Genomic DNA, 21898 nt, shown 5'->3' with positions numbered 1-21898 from the left:
AGGCGGTTCAGTTCGCGGCGATCCACTCGTCGATCAGGCGGCGGGCGATCGACAGGCGGGGCGGGATCGGCGGGAGCTCGTCGGTGGTGAACCAGTCGGCCTCGGCGATCTCGACGCCGTCGACATCGATGTCGCCCGACTCGTACTCGGCGTGGAAGCCGATCATGAGCGAGTGCGGGAACGGCCACGGCTGGGAGCCCTGGTAGGCGACGCGGCCGATCTGGATGCCGACCTCCTCCTCCACCTCCCGGGCCACGGCGTGCTCCAGCGTCTCCCCCGGCTCGACGAAGCCGGCGAGGCAGGAGAACATCGGCATCGGCCAGGCCGCGTTGCGAGCGAGGAGGGCGGCACCGTCAGGACGGGTGACGAGGGTGATCACCGCCGGCGCGAGGCGGGGGAAGGCCATCAGCCGGCAGTCCTCGCACCGCATCGCCCGCTCGCCGGGCACCATCTCCGTCGGTCCGCCGCAGCTCCCGCAGAAGCGGTGCGTGCGCCGCCACTGGACCAGCTGCACGGCCCGCCCGGCCACCAGCCACTCGGCCTCGGACACGTTGGCGTGGAGGGCCATGAGCGGGGTGAGCAGGACGTCGGGCTCGTCGTCGCCGTCCACGTCGACCGCCCAGCAGTCGCTGCCCCCGAGCTGGCCGAGGTACAGGTGCCCCTCGCCGAGCTCGTCGGGGTCGACCGTGTCCACCTCCGCGAGGTGCACCTGGTCACCGCGGACCGTGAACACCAGCGGGGCATCCGCCGAGGTTCCGGTGGGCGGATCCACGAGCGGGGTGAAGGGACGTTCAGCCAAGGGGAGCTCCTTCGACGGGTCGACGGCGTCCGGCGCGGATCACCACGATGATGCCTGAGAAGATCAGGAGTCCAGCGGGGATGGCCGCGAGCGGCGGTGTCTCACCGAACCACAGGGCGGCGATCACCGTGGCACCGACCACCTCGAAGAGGATGGCGACGGACACGGCGGTGGCGGTGATGGACCGCAGGACGGTGTTGACCAGGGTGTGGCCGAGGAGCTGGGGGCCCACGACCAGGGCGGCGATGGCGAGCCAGGTGGCGGTGCTGAACCCGGCGATGGGACGGCCCGACACGAGGCAGGCGAGGAGCAGGAGGGCCGACGCCACGCCGTAGCAGCCGGTGGTGTAGACGGCGGTGCCCACCGAGCGGCGCACCTCGGAGCCCACCGACACGTAGGCCGCCGCGAGTGCCCCACCGACCATGGCGAGCAGGTCGCCGAACAGCGCCCGGGGCGAGATCGACAGGTCCACGCCGGAGAGGACCAGGACCCCGACGAGGGCGACGCCGATCCCGATCCAGACCTCGCGGTGGACGTGCTCGCCCCGGGCGCGGGCGATGAGGGCGGCCCAGACCGGCTGGGTGGCCACCAGGGCGACCGATGAGGCCACGCTCGTGTAGGACAGCGAGGGCACCCACGTGGCGAAGTGGGCCGCCAGGAACACCCCCGACAGGGCGATGAGGCGGGCCTCGCGGCGGTCGGGCCGACGGGCGCGCCACGCCGGGATCGCCAGGACCGGGAGGGCGAGCGCGTTGCGCCACATGGCGATGGCGAGCGCCGGCGCGGCGGCGTAGCGGATGAGCGGACCGGAGGTGGAGACGGCGAGCACCGCGACGCCGAGCAGGGCCAGGTCGCCCCGGGGCGCGGGCGGGCGCGCCGTCTCCGGCGGCACGGGGGTGGGCAAGCGGCTCAGCGTCCGTCGCGGAAGCCGCGCTCCTCCCACCACGGGTAGAAGGGCGGCATGTCCTCGGTGACCGTGTCGGTGAAGGCAGCGGGCCGCTTCTCGAGGAAGGACATGACCCCCTCTCGGGCGTCTGCGCTCTTGCCGAGGTAGGCGATGCCGGGCGAGTCGACCTCGTGGGCGGCCATGGGGTGGGACTCCCCCAGCATGCGCCACAGCATCGCCCGGGTCATGGCCACGCTGACCGCCGAGGTGTTGTGGGCGATCTCCTCGGCGAGCTCCTGGGCGGCGCCGAGCAGCTCGTCGGGTTCGTGGATCGAGCGGACCAACCCGCCGGCCAGGGCCTCCTCGGGACCGAACACCCGGCCGGAGTAGCACCACTCCGCGGCCTGGGAGATGCCGACGAGGCGGGGCAGGAACCAGGAGGAGCAGGCCTCGGGGATGATGCCCCGGCGAGCGAAGACGAAGCCGAACTTCGACTGGGTCGACGCCAGGCGGATGTCCATCGGCAGCGTCATCGTGGCGCCGACGCCGACCGCCGGTCCGTTGATCGCGGCGATCACCGGCTTCGTGCACTCGAAGATGCGGAGGGTGACGAGGCCGCCCCCGTCGCGCTCCTCCATCTCGGACGGGGCGCTCCCGCCCGACTGGGCATCGGAGTCGAAGGTGTCGCCGCCCGCCGCCAGGTCGGCACCGGCGCAGAAGCCGCGGCCGGCACCGGTCACGATGACGGCGCGCACGGCGTCGTCGGCGTCGATCTCGTCGAAGGCCGCGATCATCTCCTGCATCATGCGGACGGTGAAGGCGTTGAGGCGGTCGGGCCGGTCGAGGGTGATGGTGGCCACGGCGCCGTCGACCTCGTAGGTGATCTCGTCGTAGGCGTCGGCGGGAGCAGTCTGATCGTCCATCGCTGCATCGTGGCACGCCGCGGCCCCGAGGGTGCCGGGCTTCCGTGGCTTCCGATCTCGCCGGGGGCGCCGGACATTCCGACAATCCGCCCTCAAGTCCGGCGGCCGGCGGCACGATGATCCAAGTGGCATCTTGACGGGGCGGTCGGCCAGACCCTCCCTCTCCCGCCTGTCCGGCCGTTCCGTCGGTGCCACTCCCTGCCGGGCCCGCCGCCCGGGCACATGCTCAGCGCAGCGCGTCGCCGAGCACCGAGACGGCGCTCAGCGCCGCCACGGCCAGCACCGCGGGCCGGGTCCGCCCCGCGTCGAGCCGGCGGGCACCCCACGACGACAGGGTGAAGCCGACGAGGATCGCCGGCACCGGCAGCAGGGACAGTCGCAGCTCCTCCACGCCGAAGCTGCCCGTGACCACGAGGGCGAGCAGGCTCATGAGGATGCCGGTCAGGAAGAAGCCGGCCAGCGTGCCGCGCAGCCGCCGACCCTGCTCGCCGGCGTAGAGCATGGCCATCGGCGGGCCACCGATCGAGGTCGCCGTGCCCATGAACCCCGAGAGCGCGCCCGCGCCGACGAGGGTCGTGCGGGTGGGGCGGACGGCGACGCCGGAGGCGGTGATCCCGACCGCGACCAGCACCAGCACCGCGAAGACCACCGCGAGGTCGTCGGCGGGGAGCACCGCGACGGTCGCAGCCGCGAGGATCGTGCCCGGGACCCGGCCGATCAGCGCGGTGCCCACCTCTCCCAGGTGCAGCCCTCGGCGGTCACGCACCACCATGAGCAGGACGAGGACGCCGGCGGACGCGATGGCCGGCCCTGGCACGAGCCGCTCGTCGGCGAGGGCGAAGACGGGTGCGGCGATGAGGTTGTGGCCGAACCCCACGCTGCCCTGGACGAAGGCACCGAGTGCCGCAGCGACCAGCACGGCGACCACCGCCACCGCGGTCATCGAGGGATCACGTCGGCGCCGACGCCTGGGACATCCAGGTGTCGAACAGCGCGGCGTAGCGCCCGCCCCGGGCGACGAGCTCGTCGTGGCTGCCGAGCTCGACCAGCTCGCCGTCGTGGATGACGGCGATGCGGTCGGCCCGCATGGCGGTGGCCAGCCGGTGGGCGATGATGATGGCGGTGCGCCCCTCGAGGACGGCATCGAGCGCCCGCTCGATGCGGGTCTCGGACTGCAGGTCCAGGTTCGACGTCGCCTCGTCGAGGACGAGCACCCGCGGCTGGGAGAGGAACGCCCGGGCGAGGGCGAGCAGCTGGCGCTCGCCGGAGGACAGCGAGGAGCCCCGCTCGTGGATGATCTGGTCGAGTCCCTCGGGCTGGCGCTCCACCAGGTCCCGCAGGCCGACGGCGTCGACGGCCTCCCACAGCTGGTCGTCGGTGGCCCCGGGGGCGGCGAAGGTCAGGTTGTCCTTGATCGAGCCGGCGAAGAGGAACGGCTCCTGGGGCACCACGCCGATCTGGGACCGCACCGAGTCCAGGGTGACGTCGCGCAGGTCGTGGCCGTCGATGCGGACGGTGCCCTCGACCGGGTCGTAGTAGCGGTTGACCAGCTTGGCCACGGTGGACTTGCCGGCCCCCGTCTCACCGACGAAGGCCACGGTCTCGCCGGCCCGGATGTGCAGGTCGAGGTCGCGCAGCACCGGCACGGCGGGGTCGTAGCCGAAGGTGACGTGCTCGAGGTCGATGGCCCCCTGCATGTCGGGCAGCGGGTGGGCGTCGGGCGCCTCGATGACCTCGGGCTCGGTGGCGAACAGGTCGGCCAGCTTGCGCACCGCGGAGCGGCCCTGCTGGTACGTGTTGTAGAGCTGCACGAGCTGCTGGATCGGTGCGAAGAACATCGTGAGGTAGAGGAAGAACGCGGCCAGCTCGCCGATCGACAGGCGGCCCTCGCTCACCAGCCAGCCGCCGAGGCCGAGCAGCATCGCCTGGGCCAGGTAGCCGAGCAGCTCGGTGGAGGGGCCGTAGACGGCGCCGATCACCGCGGTGCGGTCGTTGGCGTCGCGGTGGCGGCCGAGCACGTTGTCGTGGCCCACGACGTTGCGCTTGGCCCGGTTGGTCGCCGTGACCACGCGGATGCCTCCCAGGTTCTCCTGCAGGTCCGACATCACGTCCGCGATCCGCTCCCGCACGTCGAGGAAGGCGACGTCGGAGGCCTTGCGGAACCAGATGGTCAGCACGAGCATCACCGGCACCACGCCGAGGAACAGCACCGCCGCCAGGGTGGGGCTCACCACGAACAGGACCACCGCCACGATCGCCAGGGTGAGGCCCTGGACGAACATGTTGACCAGGCCCTCCTGGAACAGCGCGGTGAGGGCGTCGATGTCGCTGGTCATGCGGGTCATGAGCACGCCCGCCTTCTCGCCGGTGAAGAAGTTGAGCGACAGGCGCTGGAAGTGGGTGAAGATCCGGACGCGCAGCGACTCGAGCAGGGACTCCCCCACCCGACCGGTCCAGGCCACGCGAGCGGCCGACAGGAGGGTGCCGAGGACGACCGACGCGACGTAGAGCCCGGCGATGAGCAGGAGCATGTCGGTGTCCCGGGGCACGATGCCGCGGTCGATGGCCTCACCGGTGAGGAACGGGCCGGCGGAGACCATGGCGGTCTCGAGCACCACGAGCACGACGGCACCGATCATCGCCCAGCGGCGCTCGCCGACGAAGCGGCGCAGCGTGAACGGCCGGGAGTCCCAGTCGGACTGGGAGAACTCGACCTGGTCGACCTGGTGCTCGGGCTCGCCGTCGAGCAGCTCCTCGACGCGCTTCTGGAGCTCCTCGGGTACGCCGGCGAAGGGCAGGCCGGTGGCGCCGGGCTGGCCGAACGGCGAGCCGGCTGGTGGTCCGAAGCCGCCCATCAGCCCTCCACCTCGTGCTGCTGGGCGGTCTGCTCCGCAGCGCCGCGTGCCGACTGCTCGCTGGCGCTCCCGACGTCGGCTTCCTCGTCGATCAGATCGGCGGTGGCCAGGACCTCGCGGTAGTGCGGTTCGTGCACGAGCAGCTCCTGGTGGGTGCCCACGGCCAGGACCCTGCCGTGCTGGAGCAGGGCGACCCGATCGGCGAGGGCGATGGTGGACAGCCGGTGGGCGATCACGATCGTGGTGCGGTCGGCGGAGAGGTGCTCGAGCGCCTCGTGGATCTCGGCCTCGACCCGGACGTCGACGGCGCTGGTGGCGTCGTCGAGCACGAGCACGGCCGGGTTGGCCACGAGCGTGCGGGCGATGGCGATGCGCTGTCGCTGCCCGCCGGAGAGGGTGTAGCCCCGCTCGCCGATGACCGTGTCGTAGCCGTCTGCGAGCTCGCCGATGAAGTGGTGGGCGTTGGCGGCCTTCGCCGCGGCCACCACCTCGTCCCGGGTCGCATCGGGCCGGGCGTAGGCGATGTTGTCGTGGATGGAGGACGAGAACAGGAACGGCTCGTCGGTGACCATCCCCACGTGGTGGCGGATGGAGGCCATGGTCAGGTCGCGCACGTCGTGACCGTCGATCCGGACCGCCCCCTCGTCGACGTCGTAGAAGCGCAGCAGCAGGCGGGCGACCGTGGACTTGCCCGAGCCCGTTCCCCCGACCAGGGCCATGGTCTCCCCAGGCCGGACCTCGAGGTCGAAGTCCTCCAGCACGAGCTGGTCGTCCTCCCCGTAGCGGAAGGTGACGTGGTCGAAGGTGACCGCGCCGGCCGGGTCCACCAGGTCCTCCGCATCGGGGTCGTCGACGATCTCGGCCGGGGTGTCGAGGATCTCGAAGATGCGCCCGGCCGAGGCCGCCGCCCGCTGGCTCATGATCATGAAGAAGCCGAGCATGCGGAAGGGGGCCTGGAGCAGCAGGACGTAGGACGAGAAGGTGATGATCGTGCCCACCGTGACCTTCCCGTCGATGGCGAGGTAGCCGCCGTAGAGCAGCGTGAGGGCCATCCCGAGGCGGGGCAGGTTCTCCATCAGGGGCGCGTACCGGGCCCGGGAGTCGGTGACCTTCACCGCCGCCCACTTCAGGCGCCGGGCCTGGCGGGCGAGCTGCTGGATCTGGCGCTGCTCGCCGGCGAAGGCCTTCACGACCCGCACGCCGGTGACGTTCTCCTCGACCGTGGTGGCGACCTCGGCGAGGCGGCCCTGCACGACCCAGGAGAGCGGGAACATGATGTCGCGCAGCTTCACGCCGAAGACGTAGACGAGCGGCAGCGTCGAGATGGCCACGAGCGTCAGCAGCACGTGCTTGGTGAGCATGTAGGCGAAGGCGAGCACGAACGTCATCGACATCATCGCCATGAACGGGGCGAAGGCCAGCAGCATCTGCACGGCACGGATGTCGGAGTTGGCCCGGGACACCAGCTGGCCGGTCTGGACCTTGTCGTAGAAGCCGTGGCTCATGGTGGCCAGGTGCCGGAACATCAGCGAGCGCAGGTCGTACTCGATGCTGTAGGCGAACTTGTAGAGCCGGCTGCGGTAGCCGTAGGTGAAGAACGCCCGGGCCACGGACAGCACCAGCAGCAGGATCACCCAGGTGCGCACGTCGGTCTGGGCCCGGATGGCGTCGATGCCCTCGCCGACCACAGCCGGGATGGCCACGTTGGCGAGCAGGGCGATGAACGCCATGGCGAGCGCGATGCCGAACCGCTTCTTCTCGGCCCACACGACGGGCCACATGCGCCGGATCCAGCCCAGCTCGGTGTCGGGGTGGATGTGGCCCCGGGGCGGGTGGTACTCCGCCGCCGGCGGCAGGGGCTCGTAGCGGGTGGCCGGGGCGTCGACGTCGAGGCCGGGCGGCGGTGCCGGGACGGTCTGCTCGTCCTGGCCGGTGCGGTCCTCGGTGAGGCTCATGAGGTCACCATCGCTTCGTAGTGGCGGTGCATCGCCGTCTGGAGGAGGGCGAGGCCGTCCTCGGCACGAGCCCGCTCGTCGTCGTCGAGGTGCTCGAGCAGGCCGTCGAGGCCCTCGCTGAGCAGCTCGGTGGCCTCGGCGAGGCGCGCCCGGCCGGAGTCGGTGAGGAAGTGCAGGACCGAGCGGCGGTCGGTGGGGTGCTCCCGGCGCTCGACCCAGCCCTGCTCGACGAGGCCGTCGACCAGGGACGTCAGCGACGGGCGCGACACCGCCAGCCACTCGGCCACCTTCGACGCCGCCCACTCGCCCTCGGACAGGAACGCCAGCACCCGGAACTGGGGCAGGCTCATCCCCTCGTCGGACAGGCGCTTCTCGAACACCCGGCCCAGGCGGGCGACGGCGCGCACGCCAGCATCGTTCTTCGACATGAATGGTTAGGTTAGCGAAACCATTCCGCTGACCAAACCGAGCTAGACGTCCAAGAACCTGCTCACGGCGAAGGCGGAGCCGAGCGCACCGATGAGCACGCCGGTGACCATCACGAACACGCTGGTGGTCATCACCTGCTGGTTGTCCACGACGAGGCCGGAGAACAGCGAGAAGCGCTGGTCGGCCGCGATGTTGTCGAACACCCGCTGCACGCCGAAGACGACGCCGATGGCGAACCCCGAGCCGATGAGGCCCTGGAACACGCCCTCGAGCATGAACGGTATTCGGATGAACCAGTTCGAGGCCCCGACGAGCTTCATCACCTCGATCTCGCGGCGGCGGGCGAACATCGCCATGCGGATGGAGTTGAGGATGAGCAGCGTGGCGGCGAGGAGCAGGAACCCGGCCACCACCATGAGGCCCACGCCGATGAGGTTGGACAGGTTGCGGATGGTGCGGATCGAGTCGAACGCCGCCACCACCTCGCGGACCCCCGGCTGGGTGACGAACACCGACCGCAGGCTCTCGATGGTCTCGGCCGACTTGTCGACGGGGACCACGCGGAAGCTCGGCGGCAGGATGTCGGGCGTCACCGACTCCACGATCTGGGGGGTGTTCTGGAACAGGTCCTTGAACTCCTCGAAGGTCCGCTCCTGGTCGAAGTACTCGAAGCGCTCGACCTGGGTGGACTCGGTGAGCTGGCGCTCCACCGCGTCGGACTGGGCCTGGGTGGCCTCGGGCTGCATGAACACGATGAACTCGATGCCGCCCTGCCACTGCTGGGTCGCGTTGTCGACCGAGTAGCGCAGCAGGACCGAGCCGCCCACCAGGGACAGCGACACCGCGACGGTGAGGATGGAGGCGATGGTGAGCGAGAGGTTCCGGAACAGGTTCGTCCCGGTCTCGCGGACCATGTAGTCGAGCTTGAGGGCCATCAGCGCTGCTCCGGGCTCATTCGTACACGCCGCGGTGCTGGTCGCGGACGATGGCGCCGCGATCGAGCTCGATCACGCGGCGGCGCATCGTGTCGACGATGGAGCGGTCGTGGGTGGCCATCAGCACCGTGGTGCCGGTGCGGTTGATGCGGTCCAGGAGGCGCATGATGCCCACGGACGTGGCCGGGTCGAGGTTGCCGGTGGGCTCGTCGGCGAGGAGGATCAGCGGCCGGTTCACGAAGGCCCGCGCCACCGAGACGCGCTGCTGCTCGCCCCCGGAGAGCTCGTGGGGGAAGCTGTCCATCTTGCCGCCGAGGCCGACCAGCTCGAGGATGGCCGGCACCTGGGTCTTGACGACGTGCTTGGGTCGCCCGATGACCTCGAGGGCGAAGGCCACGTTCTCGTAGACGGTCTTGCCGGTCAGGAGCTTGAAGTCCTGGAACACCGAACCGATGTTGCGGCGCAGGTACGGGACCTTCCACGACGACAGCTCGAGGATGTCCTTGCCGGCCACGAAGATGCGGCCCTGCTCGGGTCGCTCCTCGCGGTTCACCAGGCGGAGGAAGGTGGACTTCCCCGATCCGGAGGCCCCGACCAGGAAGACGAACTCGCCCTTGGCGATCTCCACGTCCGCGTTGCGCAGCGCGGGGACGTCGCCTTTGTACGTCTTGGTGACGTTCTCGAGCTTGATCATGGGGAGCGGGCGGATCCAGCGAGGTGCAGGGGACAGGGGCTTTCGCACGGTACCAACGACCCCGGAGGGGGACGGGGACACCAGGCAGGGCACGCCCGGCCACGTTGCGAACAGGTTACGAAGGCTACACGGGTCCCGAGCGGGCGGACGAAGCCGCCCCGGCGGATGTGGGAGCCTGCGGCGGTGCCGGTCCCACGTCGTCGCTCCGCCCGCTCCCGTCGCACCCTCCTGGCACTCGTGGCCGCCGCCGCGCTGGTTGCCTGCAGCGGCGACGACGAGCCCGCCTCCCCCACGACGGCACCGATCGAGGCGACGACCACCTCGTCCGCGTCTCCGACCACCACCGCACCGGACCCCGGCCCCGAGCTCACCGTCACCGGTCCGGTGGCGGGCACCCCGCAGACGTCGGCGACGGCCGGCCTCGAGGAGGCCGGCTACGTCGAGGAGGAGTTCTTCGTCAGCGGCACGGCGCAGGCCTTCGACGCCGACGGCGAGCCGGCTGACGACGGCCGCTGGTCCGTCTCCGTGCGGGACGAGGCCCCCTACACGACGCGGATCCTGGTGAAGCGCCCGGCCGACGCCGCAGATGCGAGCGGCGTCGTGGTGGTGGAGTGGAACAACGTGTCGGTCGGCACCGACGGCACCCCGGACTGGACCTTCACCGCCGCCGAGCTGCTCCGGTCCGGGCACGTGCACGTCGCCGTCTCCGCCCAGGCCGCCGGCGTGGACGACGCCGGCGAGGGCGGCATCCTCGGCGGCACGGGCAACCCGCTCACCGTCGCCGACCCCGAGCGCTACGGCGAGCTGGCGCACCCCGGCGACGACCACTCCTACGACCTGTTCGCCCAGATCGGCGCGCTCGTGTCCGACGTGCCCGCCGACGGCGTGGACCCCCTGGCCGGCCTCCCCCGGGACCACGTGCTCGCCATCGGGGAGTCCCAGTCGGCGTTCCGCCTCACCACCTTCGTCAACGGCGTCCACCCGCTGCGCCCCGTCTTCGACGGCTTCCTCGTGCACAGCCGAGGCGGGGGCGCCGCGCCGCTCGACGGTTCGGCCGAGGAGGGGCTGGCGTCGTCGATCGCCGGCGAGATCCGCATCCGCGACGACCTCGACGTGCCGGTGCTGGTGTTCTCGACCGAGACCGACCTCACCCTCCTCGGCTACGCACCGGCCCGCCAGCCCGACAGCGACCGGGTCCGGTCCTGGGAGGTCGCCGGCACCGCCCACGCCGATGCGTTCCTGCTCGGAGGCGACCCGGTGGCGGCCGGCGAGGCGCTGGGCTGCGCCGCACCGGTCAACGACGGGCCCCAGCACCTGGCGCTGAAGGCGGCGCTCGCCCACCTCGTCGACTGGGTCGCCGACGGCACCGAGCCGCCGTCCGGCACGCCCATCGAGGTCGGCGACGACGGCGAGATCGCGCGCGACGACCACGGCAACGCCCTCGGCGGCATCCGCCTCCCCGCGGTGGAGGTCCCGGCGGCCACGCTGTCCGGGGACACGGCCGGGGGCAGCGTGCTCTGCCAGCTCTTCGGCTTCACCGACCCGTTCCCGATCGAGGTGCTCGTCGAGCGCTACGGCGGTCGGGCCGGCTACCTCGAGCAGTACGAGGCCGCGCTCGACCGCGCCATCGACGCCGGGTTCGTCCTCGAGGCCGATCGGGCCACCGCCCTCGCCGAGGCCGAGGAGGTCGACTTCGGCTAGATGCGCTCGAGCGCGCCGCCGTCGAAGATCGCTTCGATGCCCTGGTCCTCGATGTCGGTCTCGAGCTCGGCGTCGGTCGGTGCGTCGAAGGGCTGGTCGAGCCGCGACGCGGCGTCGAGGACCAGCGGGAGCAGCGTGGCGTCGCTCGTCGTGTTGAGGAACAGGTCCGGCTCGGCGAGCACGAAGCGCACGGCTCGGTCGATGGCCTCCGGATCGCGGAGCGGCTCGTACCAGGACAGCCGACGGCTCTGGTCGTCCTCCCGCCACCGTCGCCGGGCGATGGCCTTGATCGTCTGCACGGCGACGCCGCGCGCCCGGCAGGTCGTCCGCAGGACCTCGACGTCCTCGCGGTAGCCCGGGTCCCGCAGCAGGACCGCGCTGTAGGGCAGCAGCACCGAGTCGAAGGGGAACGCCTCGAGGCTGCGCTGGTGCATGCCGGCGATGCGCAGCCCGTGGCCGGTGATCCCGATGTGGCGCACGAGGCCCTCGTCCCGCGCCGCGGCCATGGCCTCGACCACGCCGCCGGCGGCGAAGGCCGTCTGCCACTCGTCCTCCTCGACCAGGTTGTGGAGCTGGATGAGATCCACGTGGTCGACCCCCAGCCGGGTGAGGGAGCGCTCCAGCTCGTCCCGGGCTGCGGGGCCGGTGCGCTCGCCGGTCTTGGTGGCGAGGAACACGCCTGCGCGGTGGTCGGCGAGCCAGGGCGCCAGCCGCAGCTCGGACTCCCCGTAGCTGGCGGCGGTGTCGATGTGGTTCACGCCGTGCCCGGCGATGAGCTCCAAGGTGGCGTCGGACCGCTGCTGGCTCATGGCCCCGAGGGCCGCCGCCCCGAAGAGCACCCGGGTGCTGTCGTGCCCGGTCCGGCCGAAGGGCATCGTCGGGATCATGGGTCCTGTGTACCCCAGCAGGGCGCCTGCTGTCCCCGGTACCGTCGCCGAGGTGGCCGAGATCCTGCTGTTCCACCACGCGCTCGGGCTCACCGACGGCGTCCGGGCCCTGGCCGACGACCTGCGGGCGGCCGGCCACGTCGTCCACCTGCCCGACCTGTACGACGGGCGCACCTACACCGAGCTCGGTGAGGGCGTCGACCACGCCGAGGAGCTCGGGTTCGACACGATCCGGGCGCGCGGGGCGGCTGCGGCCGAGGGTCTGCCCACCGACCTGGTGTACGTCGGCCTCTCGCTCGGCGTGATGCCGGCCCAGGAGCTGGCCCAGACGCGGGCGGGCGCTCGGGGTGCCGTGCTGCTCCACGCCTGCGTCCCGCTCGACTTCTTCGGCGACGGCACCTGGCCCGCCGACGTGCCGGCCCAGGTCCACGTCATGGAGGACGACGACCTCGGCGACGTCGACATCGCGCGCGAGGTCGCGGCGACCACCGATCCGGTCGAGCTGTTCGTGTACCCCGGCGATCGGCACCTGTTCACCGACCGCAGCAGCCCCGATCACGACGAGGGCGCGGCATCGCTCGCGCTCCGGCGGGTGCTGGCCTTCCTCGACCAGGTGGGCTGACGCCGCTCAGCGCTCGAGGCCCTCGGTGCGCTCCCAGCGCAGGAACGCCTCCATGAACCGGTCGAGGTCACCGTCGAGGACGGTGTCGACCTGGCCGACCTCGAAGTCGGACCGCAGGTCCTTGACCATCTGGTAGGGCTGCAGCACGTAGGAGCGGATCTGGGAGCCGAAGCCCACGCTGCGCTGCTCGCCCTTGATCGACGCCAGCTCGTCCACCCGCTTCTGGCGCTCGAGCTCGGCCAGCTTGGCCTTGAGCATGGTCATGGCCCGGTCCTTGTTCTGGTGCTGGCTGCGCTCGTTCTGGCAGGCCACCACGATGCCGGTGGGCAGGTGGGTGAGGCGCACCGCCGAGTCGGTCTTGTTGACGTGCTGGCCGCCGGCACCCGAGGAGCGGTACACGTCGATGCGGAGGTCCTTGTCGTCGACCTCGACGTCGGTCTCGGCCTCGTCCAGCAGCGGCACGACCTCGAGCGCGGCGAAGGCGGTCTGGCGCTTGCCCTGGGAGTTGAACGGGCTGATCCGCACGAGGCGGTGCACGCCGTGCTCAGAGCGCAACCACCCGTAGGCCCACCGGCCCTTCACGATGAAGGTGGCCGAGGAGATGCCGGCCTCGGTGCCTTCGGTGACGGCCTCCATCTCGACCTCGAAGCCGTGGTTGGCTGCCCAGCGCTGGTACATGCGCAGCAGCATCTCGGCCCAGTCGGACGCGTCGGCCCCGCCCTCGCCGGAGTGCAGCTCGCAGATGGCGTCGCGCTCGTCGTGCTCGCCGGAGAACAGCGAGCGCAGCTCGATCCGGTCGAAGTCGCCTTCGATCTCGGCGATGGCCTGGGCGATCTCGGGCTCGAGGCTCTCGTCGCCCTCCTCCCGGGCCACCTCGGCCAGCGTCTCGGCATCCTCGATGCGACCGGCGAGGGCGTCGAAGGCGTCCAGGTCGTCGGTGGTGGCCGACAGCTCGGCGTTGACCTCCTTGGCCCGCTCCTGGTCGTCCCAGAGGTCGGGGCGACCGGCCTCGGTCTCGAGCTGGGGCAGCCGAGCCCGCAGCTCCTCGATGCGCAGGTAGGTCGCGGCCTCCTCGAGGCGGCGCCGCAGGTCGGTGAGGTCGTCGGAGAAGTCGCGCATGGGAGACGTGCAGCCTATTGGGCACGGATGCGGGGCCCGGATCTCGTCACGCCGGGACGTTCTGCCCTGGCCTCCACAGCTCGCGCTGCGCACGATTCGGGGAACCGCTGCCGAGACCGGGGAGGTACTGGTGGTCACCGACCGCTTCATGGAGCCCACGGACGCCTGGATCTGGTACCTCGAGCAGGACCCCCTCCTGCGGTTCACCGTCACCGCCGTCACCGTGCTCGACCGCGCCCCCGACTGGGACCGGCTGGTCGATCGCTTCGAGAAGGCCACCCGGGTCGCGCCGCACTTCCGCGACCGGGTCGTCTCCACCCCCTTCCGCCTGGCCCCGCCCCGCTGGGTCAGCGACCAGGACTTCGACCTCGGCTACCACCTGCGCCGCGTGCGGGCCCCCGCCCCCGGGACGCTCGACTCGGTGCTGGAGATCGCTCGCACGACGGCGATGGCCGGGCTCGACCGGAGCCGGCCGCTGTGGGAGGCGACCCTCGTCGAGGGCGTCGACGGCGACGGCGCTGCCCTGATCATCAAGGCCCACCACTCGCTGACCGACGGCGTCGGCGGCATGCAGCTCGCCCTCGTCCTGTTCGACCTCGAGCCCGATGCCGAACCCGGGGACTGGCCCGAGGCACCGACGCCCGAGCGGCTCACGTCCGCTGAGCTCGCCCGGCAGGCGGTCGTGCACCACGCCAGGCGCGCCGCTCACCTGGGGGCTCGCACCGCCGGGACGGCGTTGCCCACCCTGGGTCGCCTGGCGCGCGACCCGGTCGCCACCACCCGCGGCTGGCTCCGATCGGGTGGATCGATCGCCCGGATGGTGCGCCCGGTGGGCGAGACCCTCTCCCCGGTGATGGCCGATCGGGGGCTCTCGTGGCGGTTCCGCGTGCTCGACGTGCCGTTCGCGGAGCTCCGGGGTGCAGCCAAGACGACGGGCACGACCCTGAACGACGCCTTCCTCGCCGGCATCACCGGCGGCATGCGCCGCTACCACGAGCAGCTCGGCCACCCCGTCGCCGAGCTGCGGGTCAGCATGCCGATCAGCACCCGCAAGGCCGGCGACCCCGTCGGCGGCAACCGGGTGGCCATCGTGCGCTACCCGGTGCCGGTGGACATCGTCGATCCGCAGGTGCGCCTGCACGCCCTCCACGACGCCGCGGCGCAGGCTCGCAACGAACCGGCGGTGCCGCACACCGATGCGATCCTCGAGGTCGTGTCACCGGTGACGCCGCTCGCGGTGCGGGCGATGGCGGTGCACATGGACTTCGGGGCGAGCAACGTGCCGGGGCCGGCCTTCCCGGTGCACCTCGCCGGGGCCGAAGCGCTGCGGTTCTACCCGTTCGGCCCCACCGGCGGCTCGGCGGTGAACATCACGCTGCTCTCCTACCGTGGGACGTGCTGCATCGGCGTCAACATGGACACCGCGGCGATCACCGACGGTGACCGGTTCCTCCACTGCCTGACCGAGGGCTTCGCCGAGGTGCTCGCCGTCAGTGACGGCGAGCAGCAGGTCACGCCTGCCCGTGGCAGAGCTTGAACTTCTTGCCGCTGCCGCAGGGGCAGGGCGCGTTGCGGGGTGTCTTGTCCCAGTCGGACTTCACCACCGGGGTGTGCGACGCCGCTGCGGCCTCGTCCACCTGCTCGGGCGCACCCTCCACCTGCGCCCGCGTGCGGGCGAGCGTGGACAGGCCGCCGGCCTGGCTGGAGGGGTCGGCCGGACCCGAGGTCTGCATGTTGGACACGGCCGGCTCGTCGTCGGGCAGCGGGGCGGCCGGCGCCTTCTGGTCTGACGTCTGGAAGCGCATGCCCACGGCCGGCGCGGCGGGCTGCTGGGGTTGGTCGGACTCCCCCGGTGCCTTGACCTGGACGTGCATGACGTAGCGGACCAGGTCGCGCTCGATGCGGGCGATCATGGCCTCGAACATCTCGAAGCCCTCGCGCTGCCACTCGGTGAGCGGATCGCGCTGGCCCATGGCCCGGAGGTTGATGCCCTCCTGCAGGTAGTCCATCTCACGGAGGTGCTCGCGCCACGCCGTGTCGATGATGCGCAGCATGACCTGGCGCTCGACCTGGCGCATGGTGTCGTCGCCGAGCTCGGCCTCGCGGGCCTCGTAGCGGGAGATGGCCTCGTCGACGAGGACCTCGTAGACGTCGTCGGAGGTGCTCAGCGCGGCGAGCTGGTCGACGGTGACCTCGCTCGGCCAGTACTCGCCGACTGCGGCGACGAGGCCCTCGAGGTCCCACTCCTCGCTGAAGTCGGCGACGCAGTACGTGGCCACGAGGGATTCGACGGCCTCGGGCAGGTACTTCTCGTGGATCTTGGTCCGCAGGTCGGTCTTGTCGAGGATCTGGTCGCGCAGCTCGTAGATGACCTTGCGCTGGTTGTTGAGGACCTCGTCGTACTTGAGGACGTTCTTGCGGATCTCGGCGTTGCGCTGCTCGACGGTCTGCTGGGCCCGCTCGATGGCCTTGGTGACCATCTTGGCCTCGAGGGGGACGTCGTCGGGGAGGGCCTTGCCCATCACCCAGTTCACGGCGCCGGTGGCGAACAGGCGCATCAGGTCGTCCTCGAGGGACAGGTAGAAGCGGCTCTCGCCGGGATCGCCCTGGCGGCCGGCGCGACCACGGAGCTGGTCGTCGATGCGGCGGGAGTCGTGGCGCTCGGTGCCGAGCACGTACAGGCCCCCGAGCTCGAGGACCTTGGCGCCCTCGGCCTGGCACTGGGGCTCGTACTTGGCGATGGTCTTGGCGAGGAGCTCGGCGTGCTCGGGGTCCTCGGCATCGAGGCCGTCGTTGTGGAGCTCCTGCTTGGCGAGCAGCTCGGGGTTGCCGCCGAGGAGGATGTCCACGCCACGGCCGGCCATGTTGGTGGCGACCGTGACGGTGTTGAGCCGGCCGGCCTGGGCGACGATGTCGGCCTCACGGAACTGGCGCTCGGGCTTGGCGTTGAGCACCTGGTGCTTCACGCCGCGCTTGTCGAGGGTGCGGCTGACCAGCTCGGACGTGGCCACCGATGCGGTGCCGACGAGCACGGGCTGGCCGGACTTGTACCGGGCCTCCACGTCGTCGGCGACGGCCTGCAGCTTGCCGTCGAGCGTCTTGTAGATGAGGTCGCCCTCGTCGGCGCGGATGAGCGGCTTGTTCGTGGGGATCGGCACGACCTGCAGGCCGTACGTGCCGGCGAGCTCGGCGGCCTCGGTGACGGCGGTGCCCGTCATGCCGGCGAGCTTGTCGTACATCCGGAAGTAGTTCTGGAGGGTGATCGTCGCGAGGGTCTGGTTCTCCTCCTTGATCGGCACCCCCTCCTTGGCCTCGACCGCCTGGTGGAGGCCCTCGGACCAGCGGCGTCCGTCGAGCACGCGACCGGTGAACTCGTCGACGATCTTCACCTCGCCGTCGACGACGATGTAGTCCTTGTCCCGGTGGAACAGCTCCTTGGCCCGGAGCGCGACCTGGAACTGGTGGACGAGGTTCTGGGCCACGCCGTCGTAGAGGTTCTCCACCCCGAGGGCCTGCTCGACCTTCTCGATGCCCTCCTCGGTGGGCACGACGAGGCGCTTCTCCTCGTCGACCTCGTAGTGCTCGTCCCGGCGCAGGGCGCGCACGACGGCGGCGAACTGCGTGTAGAGCTTGGCGGCGTCCTCGAGGCGACCCGAGATGATGAGCGGCGTGCGGGCCTCGTCGATGAGGATCGAGTCGACCTCGTCCACGATGGCGTAGTTGAAGCCCCGCTGGACCTGGCGCTCGCGGCTCATGGCCATGTTGTCGCGCAGGTAGTCGAAGCCGAACTCGTTGTTGATGCCGTAGGTGATGTCGGCCGCGTACTGCTCGCGCTTGTGGTCGGCGTCGCGGTTGCCGGGCACGATGAGGCCGACGGAGAGGCCGAGCCACGTGAACAGGCGGCCCATCCACTCGGACTGGAACGTGGCCAGGTACTCGTTGACCGTGATGATGTGGGTGCCCTTGCCGGACAGCCCGTTGAGGTAGAGCGGCAGGGTCGAGGTGAGCGTCTTGCCCTCACCGGTCTTCATCTCGGCCACCCAGCCGAAGTGGAGGGCGGCGCCGCCCATCAGCTGGACGTCGAAGTGGCGCTGCCCGAGCACCCGGGTCGCGGCCTCGCGACACACCGCGAAGGCGTCGAGCATGATGTCGTCGAGGTCCTCACCGGCCTCGAGCCGCTCCCGGAACAGCACCGTCTGGTGCTTGAGCTCGTCGTCCGACATGGCCTGGTACGTCGGCTCGAGCGCGTTGATCTCGGGCACCAGGCCCTGGAGCGCCCGCAGGCGCTTGCCTTCACCGGTTTTGAGGACGCGATCGAGGATGCCCATGCGGTTGGCGAGTGTATCGGCGCGCTGTCAGCGCACCGAGGCCGCGAGGTGGGGCCTAGAGACCGAGACCGAGGGGCAGCTGGGCGCCGTCGAAGTCGACGTCGCCTTCGACCAGGGCGATGTCGCGGCCGGTGTGGGCCCGGAGGTAGTCGAGGGCCGAGCCGAGGTCGGAGTAGTTGTTGGAGCCGGCCAGCGGGGCGAGGGCCAGGGTGGAGAGGACCCCGACGGCACGACCGTCTGCGTCGAGCAGGCCGGAGCCGGAGTCTCCCGGGATGCCGGGGGTGAGGGTGTAGGTCTGGTGCGTCCAGCCGCTCCCGGCGGTGCCGAGGCTCAGACCGGTCTTGGGTGACAGCTGCGTGATGCCGAACCGCAGGCTGGAGTTGCCGTAGCTGTGGACGGTGGTGCCGGCGGCGGGACCGTCGGTGCCGAGGCTGGTCGGCCCGCCCCAATGGGGCACCGAGGGGTTGACCTTGGCCACGTCGTCGGGGTGGATCTCCACGAGGGCGAAGTCGTTGTACAGGCAGGTGACGGGGTCCTGCTCGCCGATCGCCTGCATGGTGTGCCACGACGAGTAGGCGAGCTCGCCGGGGTGGTCGGCGCCGGCGATCTCCACCGGGTGGCCCGGCGCCAGGCTGGGGGCGACGCAGCCGTCGGTGTCGGTGGCGTCGCCACCCGCGCCGGCGCAGTGGGCGGCGTAGCCGATGAAGGCCGAGCCGGTGGCGGCGTCTTCGAAGATGAAGTTCGCCGTGCACTGGGCGCCCTCGGTGAACATCTGCACCCCGGGCGTGATCGTCGCGTCGGCCGGCGATGCCCAGGTGGTCTGGGCCTGCGCGCCCGGCGCCCCAGTGAGCGCGAGCCCCGTGGCGGCGAGGGCGAGGGTGGCGAGTGCGGTGACGGGGCGGCGACGGAAGGAGCGCATGAGGTGACATTGGCCACGAACCGCCCGAACTCCTCCCTGCGGGCGCGCGAGACATCCCGGGACGCCCGCGACCGCCTCGGTACGATCGGAGCGGTGGCCGCTCCCCCCTCGCGCCGAGGTCCCGGACGCCGGAGCGCTGGGGCCCTCCCCCTCCTCTGGGCCGTGCTGACCGCCGGTCTCGTCGCGTCGTGCGCCACGGCTGCCGAGGTCGCGGCCCCCGACGGACCGACGGCCACGACCACGACCTCGGTCGTGCGCCGCGTGCCCGTCGCCGTCGACGGATCCCTGCGCGCCGAGGTGCCAGCGCCCGACGAACCCAGCCCGGATGCGGTGCCCCACGAGGTCCTGCTCTACGGCGACTCGGTCGCCCTGCTGATCGCCGACGACCTGGCCGCCGAGCTCGACGCCCCGCTCGTCGTGGATGCCGTCGACTGCCGACGCCTCGACGCCGGCTTCACCGGGCCCTGCGGTGGGGTCCCGGCAGGCACCCCGGTCGCGAGCGGCCTCGACGACCTCGAGCCGGCGACCGAGCTGGTCGACGACCCCGCCACCGCTGCCGCGGTCGTGGTCATCGCCAACAACGCGGCGCTGCAGGCCGACGACCTGACCCGGGCCATGGACGCCCTCGGCCCGCTGGCTCGGGTCTGGTGGGTCACCACCCGCGTCGACGCCCGCGCCTGGCAGGACCCCAACAACCAGCTGCTGGTCGAGCTCGCCGACCGGGATCCACGGGCCGGGGTGATCGACTGGTTCGCGGCCAGCGAGGGCCAGGACTGGCTCGTCGACATCGTCCACCCCGGCGACGAGGGGCAGGCCGCCCTGGCCGAGCTCGTCGCAGACCACGTCCGCTGCGACTGCACGCCATGACCGACCTCGCCGACCCCAGCACCGCGCCCGAGGACCGCCGGTGGCCCCTCCGCATCGACGAGCCGCCGCCGGCCTACGGACCCTCCCTCGGCCGCGGCGTCGGGTACCTGCCGGGCATCGACGGCCTGCGCGCCCTGGCCGTCGTCGCCGTGCTCGCCTACCACCTCGACGCGGGGTGGGCGGCCGGCGGGTACCTCGGCGTCGAGGTCTTCTTCGTCGTCTCCGGCTTCCTCATCACGAGCCTGCTGCTGGCCGAGCACCGCGAGCACGGCACCATCGACCTGCTCGCCTTCTGGCGTCGCAGGGCCCGCCGCCTGCTGCCAGCGGTGTTCGTGCTCGTCGGCCTGGTGTTCGCCTACGCCGCGCTGGTCCTGCCCGTCGGCGAGCTGCACCGCTTCCGGGGCGACGGGATCGCCAGCCTCCTCTACGTCCAGAACTGGCACGCCGTCTTCACCGAGCAGCCGTACTTCGAGGCCTTCGGCCGCCCCTCGCCGCTGCGCCACCTGTGGTCGCTCGCGATCGAGGAGCAGTTCTACCTGCTCTGGCCGCTGCTCCTCCCCCTCGGCCTGCGCCGGCTCGGACGACGGCGCACCGTCGTGGCCGTGGCCGTGGCGATCGCCGCCTCGGTCGTGCTCATGGCCGCCACCGCGGACATCACCGCCCCCGAGCGGGCCTACTACGGCACCGACACCCGGCTGTTCGGCATCCTGTCCGGCGCCCTCCTCGCCTTCGCCTGGCGGCCGCAGCGGGCCCGGGGCGACGTGGGGCCCGGCGCCCGGCGGGTGATCGAGGGCGCCGGCGTCGCCGCGCTGGTGCTCCTCGCGTGGCAGCACGCCACCCGCAGCGAGTTCGATGCCTGGACCTATCCGTGGGGCTTCCTCCTGGTCGACGTCGCGACCCTCGTGGTGATCATCGCCGTCACCCACCCGGCATCGCGGCTCGAGCGATCCGTCGGCAGCGGCCCCCTGCAGGCGCTCGGCCGCCGGTCGTACTCCGTGTACCTGTGGCACTGGCCGGTCATCGTGTTCACCCGCCCGGGGGTCGACTGGGGGCTCACCGGCCCCGCCGCGCTCGGCGCCCGCCTGGTCCTGATCGCGCTGCTCGCCGAGGCCTCCTACCGCTTCGTGGAGCAGCCGGTGCGCGACGGCACCCTCCAGCGCTGGCTCAGCGGGGCGACCCTGCCGACGCCGGCGGCCCTGCTGCGGCGCCGTCGTGCCGTGGGCATCGCCGCCCTCGCCGGCCTCCTGCTCGCCGTCGCGGTCATCGCCGCACCTCCCGACCCGGGTCGCGAGGTCGCGGTGGGCACCGTCGCCGACCAGCCGTCGGCCATCACGCTGCCGCCGGCCCCGCCGACCCCCTCGACGCCACCGACCCCGACGGAGCCCGCGGCGCCCGCCGACGTCGCGCCGCCCGAGGCGCCACCGAGCTCGGTCCCGGCACCCCCGCCGACCGCACCTGCGCCGACCGAAGCCGCACCGCCTCCGCCGCCGGAGCTGCCTGTCTCCGCGTTCTACCCGGTCACCGTCATCGGCGAGTCGGTCACCCTCGGGGCGGCCCCGGCGCTGCAGGCCCACTGGGGCCACACCGTGCAGATCGACGCCATCGAGGCCCGCCAGTTCGACGAGGGCGTGGCCGCCATCGAGGCCTTCGCCGCCGAGGGCCGCCTCACGCCCGTGGTCGTGGTGCACCTCGGCAACAACGGGGTCGCCCCGCCGGGTGCGCTCGACCGGGTGGTCGCCGCCGTCGGGCCGGAGCGCCGGCTCGTGCTCGTGTCGGTCCGGGTGCCCCGCAGGTGGGAGGGACAGGTGAACGACGAGATCCTGCGGGTCGTGCACGCCCACCCCCACGTGGTCCTCGCCGACTGGAACCTGGCCTCGGCCAGCGAGCCGGGCCTGCTCGTCGAGGACGGCGTGCACCTCACCCGTCGGGGCCAGGAGGTCTACCGGGACCTCGTCGTGGCCGCCGCCGGCGGGTAGGCG

The 21898-nt window shown here is 72.0% G+C and carries 18 protein-coding genes; 5 read left to right on the top strand and 13 right to left on the bottom strand.

The annotated features are described in order from the left end of the window. Positions 1-7: 7 nt before the first annotated feature. The 9 genes from nudC to ftsE all read right to left on the bottom strand — a co-directional run bounded on the left by nudC (position 8) and on the right by ftsE (position 9476). Positions 8-799: an NAD(+) diphosphatase gene (gene nudC, locus RGQ06_RS13715; RefSeq protein WP_432428769.1), complete on the bottom strand. Its 792-nt coding sequence runs from the start codon at positions 797-799 to the stop codon at positions 8-10. Then, positions 792-1703, bottom strand: a complete 912-nt coding sequence (locus tag RGQ06_RS13710; protein ID WP_432428768.1) for a DMT family transporter — start codon at positions 1701-1703, stop codon at positions 792-794. The genes nudC and RGQ06_RS13710 overlap by 8 nt, the downstream gene beginning before the upstream one ends. 5 nt (positions 1704-1708) lie before the next feature. Further along, positions 1709-2608: a crotonase/enoyl-CoA hydratase family protein gene (locus tag RGQ06_RS13705; protein ID WP_432428767.1), complete on the bottom strand. Its 900-nt coding sequence runs from the start codon at positions 2606-2608 to the stop codon at positions 1709-1711. Positions 2609-2834: 226 nt separating this feature from the next. Next, the gene (locus RGQ06_RS13700) at positions 2835-3551 is read right to left on the bottom strand and encodes a TSUP family transporter (protein WP_432428766.1); all 717 of its coding nucleotides are present in this window, start codon (positions 3549-3551) and stop codon (positions 2835-2837) included. A 7-nt stretch (positions 3552-3558) separates the two neighbouring features. After that, a complete protein-coding gene (locus RGQ06_RS13695; RefSeq protein WP_432428765.1) occupies positions 3559-5463 on the bottom strand; it encodes an ABC transporter ATP-binding protein in 1905 nt (634 codons plus the stop codon). After that, positions 5463-7418, bottom strand: coding sequence for an ABC transporter ATP-binding protein (locus RGQ06_RS13690; protein WP_432428764.1), 1956 nt, complete (start codon positions 7416-7418; stop codon positions 5463-5465). The genes RGQ06_RS13695 and RGQ06_RS13690 overlap by 1 nt, the downstream gene beginning before the upstream one ends. Continuing rightward, positions 7415-7846, bottom strand: a complete 432-nt coding sequence (locus RGQ06_RS13685) for a MarR family winged helix-turn-helix transcriptional regulator (protein WP_432428763.1) — start codon at positions 7844-7846, stop codon at positions 7415-7417. The genes RGQ06_RS13690 and RGQ06_RS13685 overlap by 4 nt, the downstream gene beginning before the upstream one ends. Positions 7847-7888: 42 nt before the next feature. Beyond that, complete coding sequence (locus tag RGQ06_RS13680) at positions 7889-8782, bottom strand: cell division protein FtsX (protein ID WP_432428762.1); 894 nt, start codon at positions 8780-8782, stop codon at positions 7889-7891. Between the two features lie 16 nt (positions 8783-8798). Then, positions 8799-9476 carry a cell division ATP-binding protein FtsE gene (ftsE, locus tag RGQ06_RS13675; protein ID WP_432428761.1) on the bottom strand — a complete coding sequence of 226 codons (678 nt, stop codon included), beginning with the start codon at positions 9474-9476 and terminating at the stop codon, positions 8799-8801. Positions 9477-9659: 183 nt separating this feature from the next. On the opposite strand from ftsE, the gene RGQ06_RS13670 reads away from it, so the two are divergent. Beyond that, positions 9660-11177 (top strand): alpha/beta hydrolase domain-containing protein, encoded by a 1518-nt coding sequence (locus RGQ06_RS13670; RefSeq protein ID WP_432428760.1) that lies wholly within the window; start codon positions 9660-9662, stop codon positions 11175-11177. Here RGQ06_RS13670 and RGQ06_RS13665 read toward each other — a convergent pair. Further along, positions 11174-12064 (bottom strand): aldo/keto reductase, encoded by an 891-nt coding sequence (locus tag RGQ06_RS13665; protein WP_432428759.1) that lies wholly within the window; start codon positions 12062-12064, stop codon positions 11174-11176. The genes RGQ06_RS13670 and RGQ06_RS13665 overlap by 4 nt on opposite strands. A 52-nt stretch (positions 12065-12116) precedes the next feature. On the opposite strand from RGQ06_RS13665, the gene RGQ06_RS13660 reads away from it, so the two are divergent. Beyond that, on the top strand, positions 12117-12686 hold the full coding sequence (locus RGQ06_RS13660) for a dienelactone hydrolase family protein (protein ID WP_432428758.1): 570 nt from the start codon (positions 12117-12119) through the stop codon (positions 12684-12686). A 6-nt stretch (positions 12687-12692) separates the two neighbouring features. On the opposite strand, the gene prfB is transcribed toward RGQ06_RS13660, so the two are convergent. Continuing rightward, entirely contained in the window at positions 12693-13805 is a 1113-nt protein-coding gene (prfB, locus tag RGQ06_RS13655; protein ID WP_432428757.1) for a peptide chain release factor 2, read from the bottom strand. A gap of 130 nt (positions 13806-13935) precedes the next feature. On the opposite strand from prfB, the gene RGQ06_RS13650 reads away from it, so the two are divergent. Continuing rightward, positions 13936-15342 (top strand): wax ester/triacylglycerol synthase family O-acyltransferase, encoded by a 1407-nt coding sequence (locus RGQ06_RS13650; RefSeq protein ID WP_432428756.1) that lies wholly within the window; start codon positions 13936-13938, stop codon positions 15340-15342. Here RGQ06_RS13650 and secA read toward each other — a convergent pair. Continuing rightward, on the bottom strand, positions 15317-18133 hold the full coding sequence (gene secA / locus RGQ06_RS13645; RefSeq protein WP_432428755.1) for a preprotein translocase subunit SecA: 2817 nt from the start codon (positions 18131-18133) through the stop codon (positions 15317-15319). The two genes, RGQ06_RS13650 and secA, sit on opposite strands and share 26 nt — an antisense overlap. A gap of 55 nt (positions 18134-18188) precedes the next feature. Beyond that, positions 18189-19052 (bottom strand): serine protease, encoded by an 864-nt coding sequence (locus RGQ06_RS13640; protein WP_432428754.1) that lies wholly within the window; start codon positions 19050-19052, stop codon positions 18189-18191. A gap of 93 nt (positions 19053-19145) precedes the next feature. On the opposite strand from RGQ06_RS13640, the gene RGQ06_RS13635 reads away from it, so the two are divergent. Further along, on the top strand, positions 19146-19919 hold the full coding sequence (locus RGQ06_RS13635; RefSeq protein ID WP_432428753.1) for a hypothetical protein: 774 nt from the start codon (positions 19146-19148) through the stop codon (positions 19917-19919). Beyond that, the gene (locus tag RGQ06_RS13630) at positions 19916-21895 is read left to right on the top strand and encodes an acyltransferase family protein (protein WP_432428752.1); all 1980 of its coding nucleotides are present in this window, start codon (positions 19916-19918) and stop codon (positions 21893-21895) included. The genes RGQ06_RS13635 and RGQ06_RS13630 overlap by 4 nt, the downstream gene beginning before the upstream one ends. Positions 21896-21898 lie beyond the last annotated feature (3 nt).

The organism is Salinilacustrithrix flava, assembly GCF_041228405.1.
Taxonomy (GTDB): Bacteria; Actinomycetota; Acidimicrobiia; order Acidimicrobiales; family Salinilacustritrichaceae; genus Salinilacustrithrix; species Salinilacustrithrix flava.
This window is presented reverse-complemented; position numbering and strand designations above follow the sequence as displayed.

Excerpts from the sequence above, each read along its gene's own strand:
- RGQ06_RS13705 (WP_432428767.1), bottom strand. The coding sequence starts at position 2,608 with ATGGACGATCAGACTGCTCCCGCCGACGCCTACGACGAGATCACCTAC.
- RGQ06_RS13700 (WP_432428766.1), bottom strand. The coding sequence starts at position 3,551 with ATGACCGCGGTGGCGGTGGTCGCCGTGCTGGTCGCTGCGGCACTCGGT.
- RGQ06_RS13695 (WP_432428765.1), bottom strand. The coding sequence starts at position 5,463 with ATGGGCGGCTTCGGACCACCAGCCGGCTCGCCGTTCGGCCAGCCCGGC.
- RGQ06_RS13690 (WP_432428764.1), bottom strand. The coding sequence starts at position 7,418 with ATGAGCCTCACCGAGGACCGCACCGGCCAGGACGAGCAGACCGTCCCG.
- RGQ06_RS13685 (WP_432428763.1), bottom strand. The coding sequence starts at position 7,846 with ATGTCGAAGAACGATGCTGGCGTGCGCGCCGTCGCCCGCCTGGGCCGG.
- RGQ06_RS13680 (WP_432428762.1), bottom strand. The coding sequence starts at position 8,782 with ATGGCCCTCAAGCTCGACTACATGGTCCGCGAGACCGGGACGAACCTG.
- ftsE (WP_432428761.1), bottom strand. The coding sequence starts at position 9,476 with ATGATCAAGCTCGAGAACGTCACCAAGACGTACAAAGGCGACGTCCCC.
- RGQ06_RS13665 (WP_432428759.1), bottom strand. The coding sequence starts at position 12,064 with ATGATCCCGACGATGCCCTTCGGCCGGACCGGGCACGACAGCACCCGG.
- prfB (WP_432428757.1), bottom strand. The coding sequence starts at position 13,805 with ATGCGCGACTTCTCCGACGACCTCACCGACCTGCGGCGCCGCCTCGAG.
- secA (WP_432428755.1), bottom strand. The coding sequence starts at position 18,133 with ATGGGCATCCTCGATCGCGTCCTCAAAACCGGTGAAGGCAAGCGCCTG.
- RGQ06_RS13640 (WP_432428754.1), bottom strand. The coding sequence starts at position 19,052 with ATGCGCTCCTTCCGTCGCCGCCCCGTCACCGCACTCGCCACCCTCGCC.
- RGQ06_RS13630 (WP_432428752.1), top strand. The coding sequence starts at position 19,916 with ATGACCGACCTCGCCGACCCCAGCACCGCGCCCGAGGACCGCCGGTGG.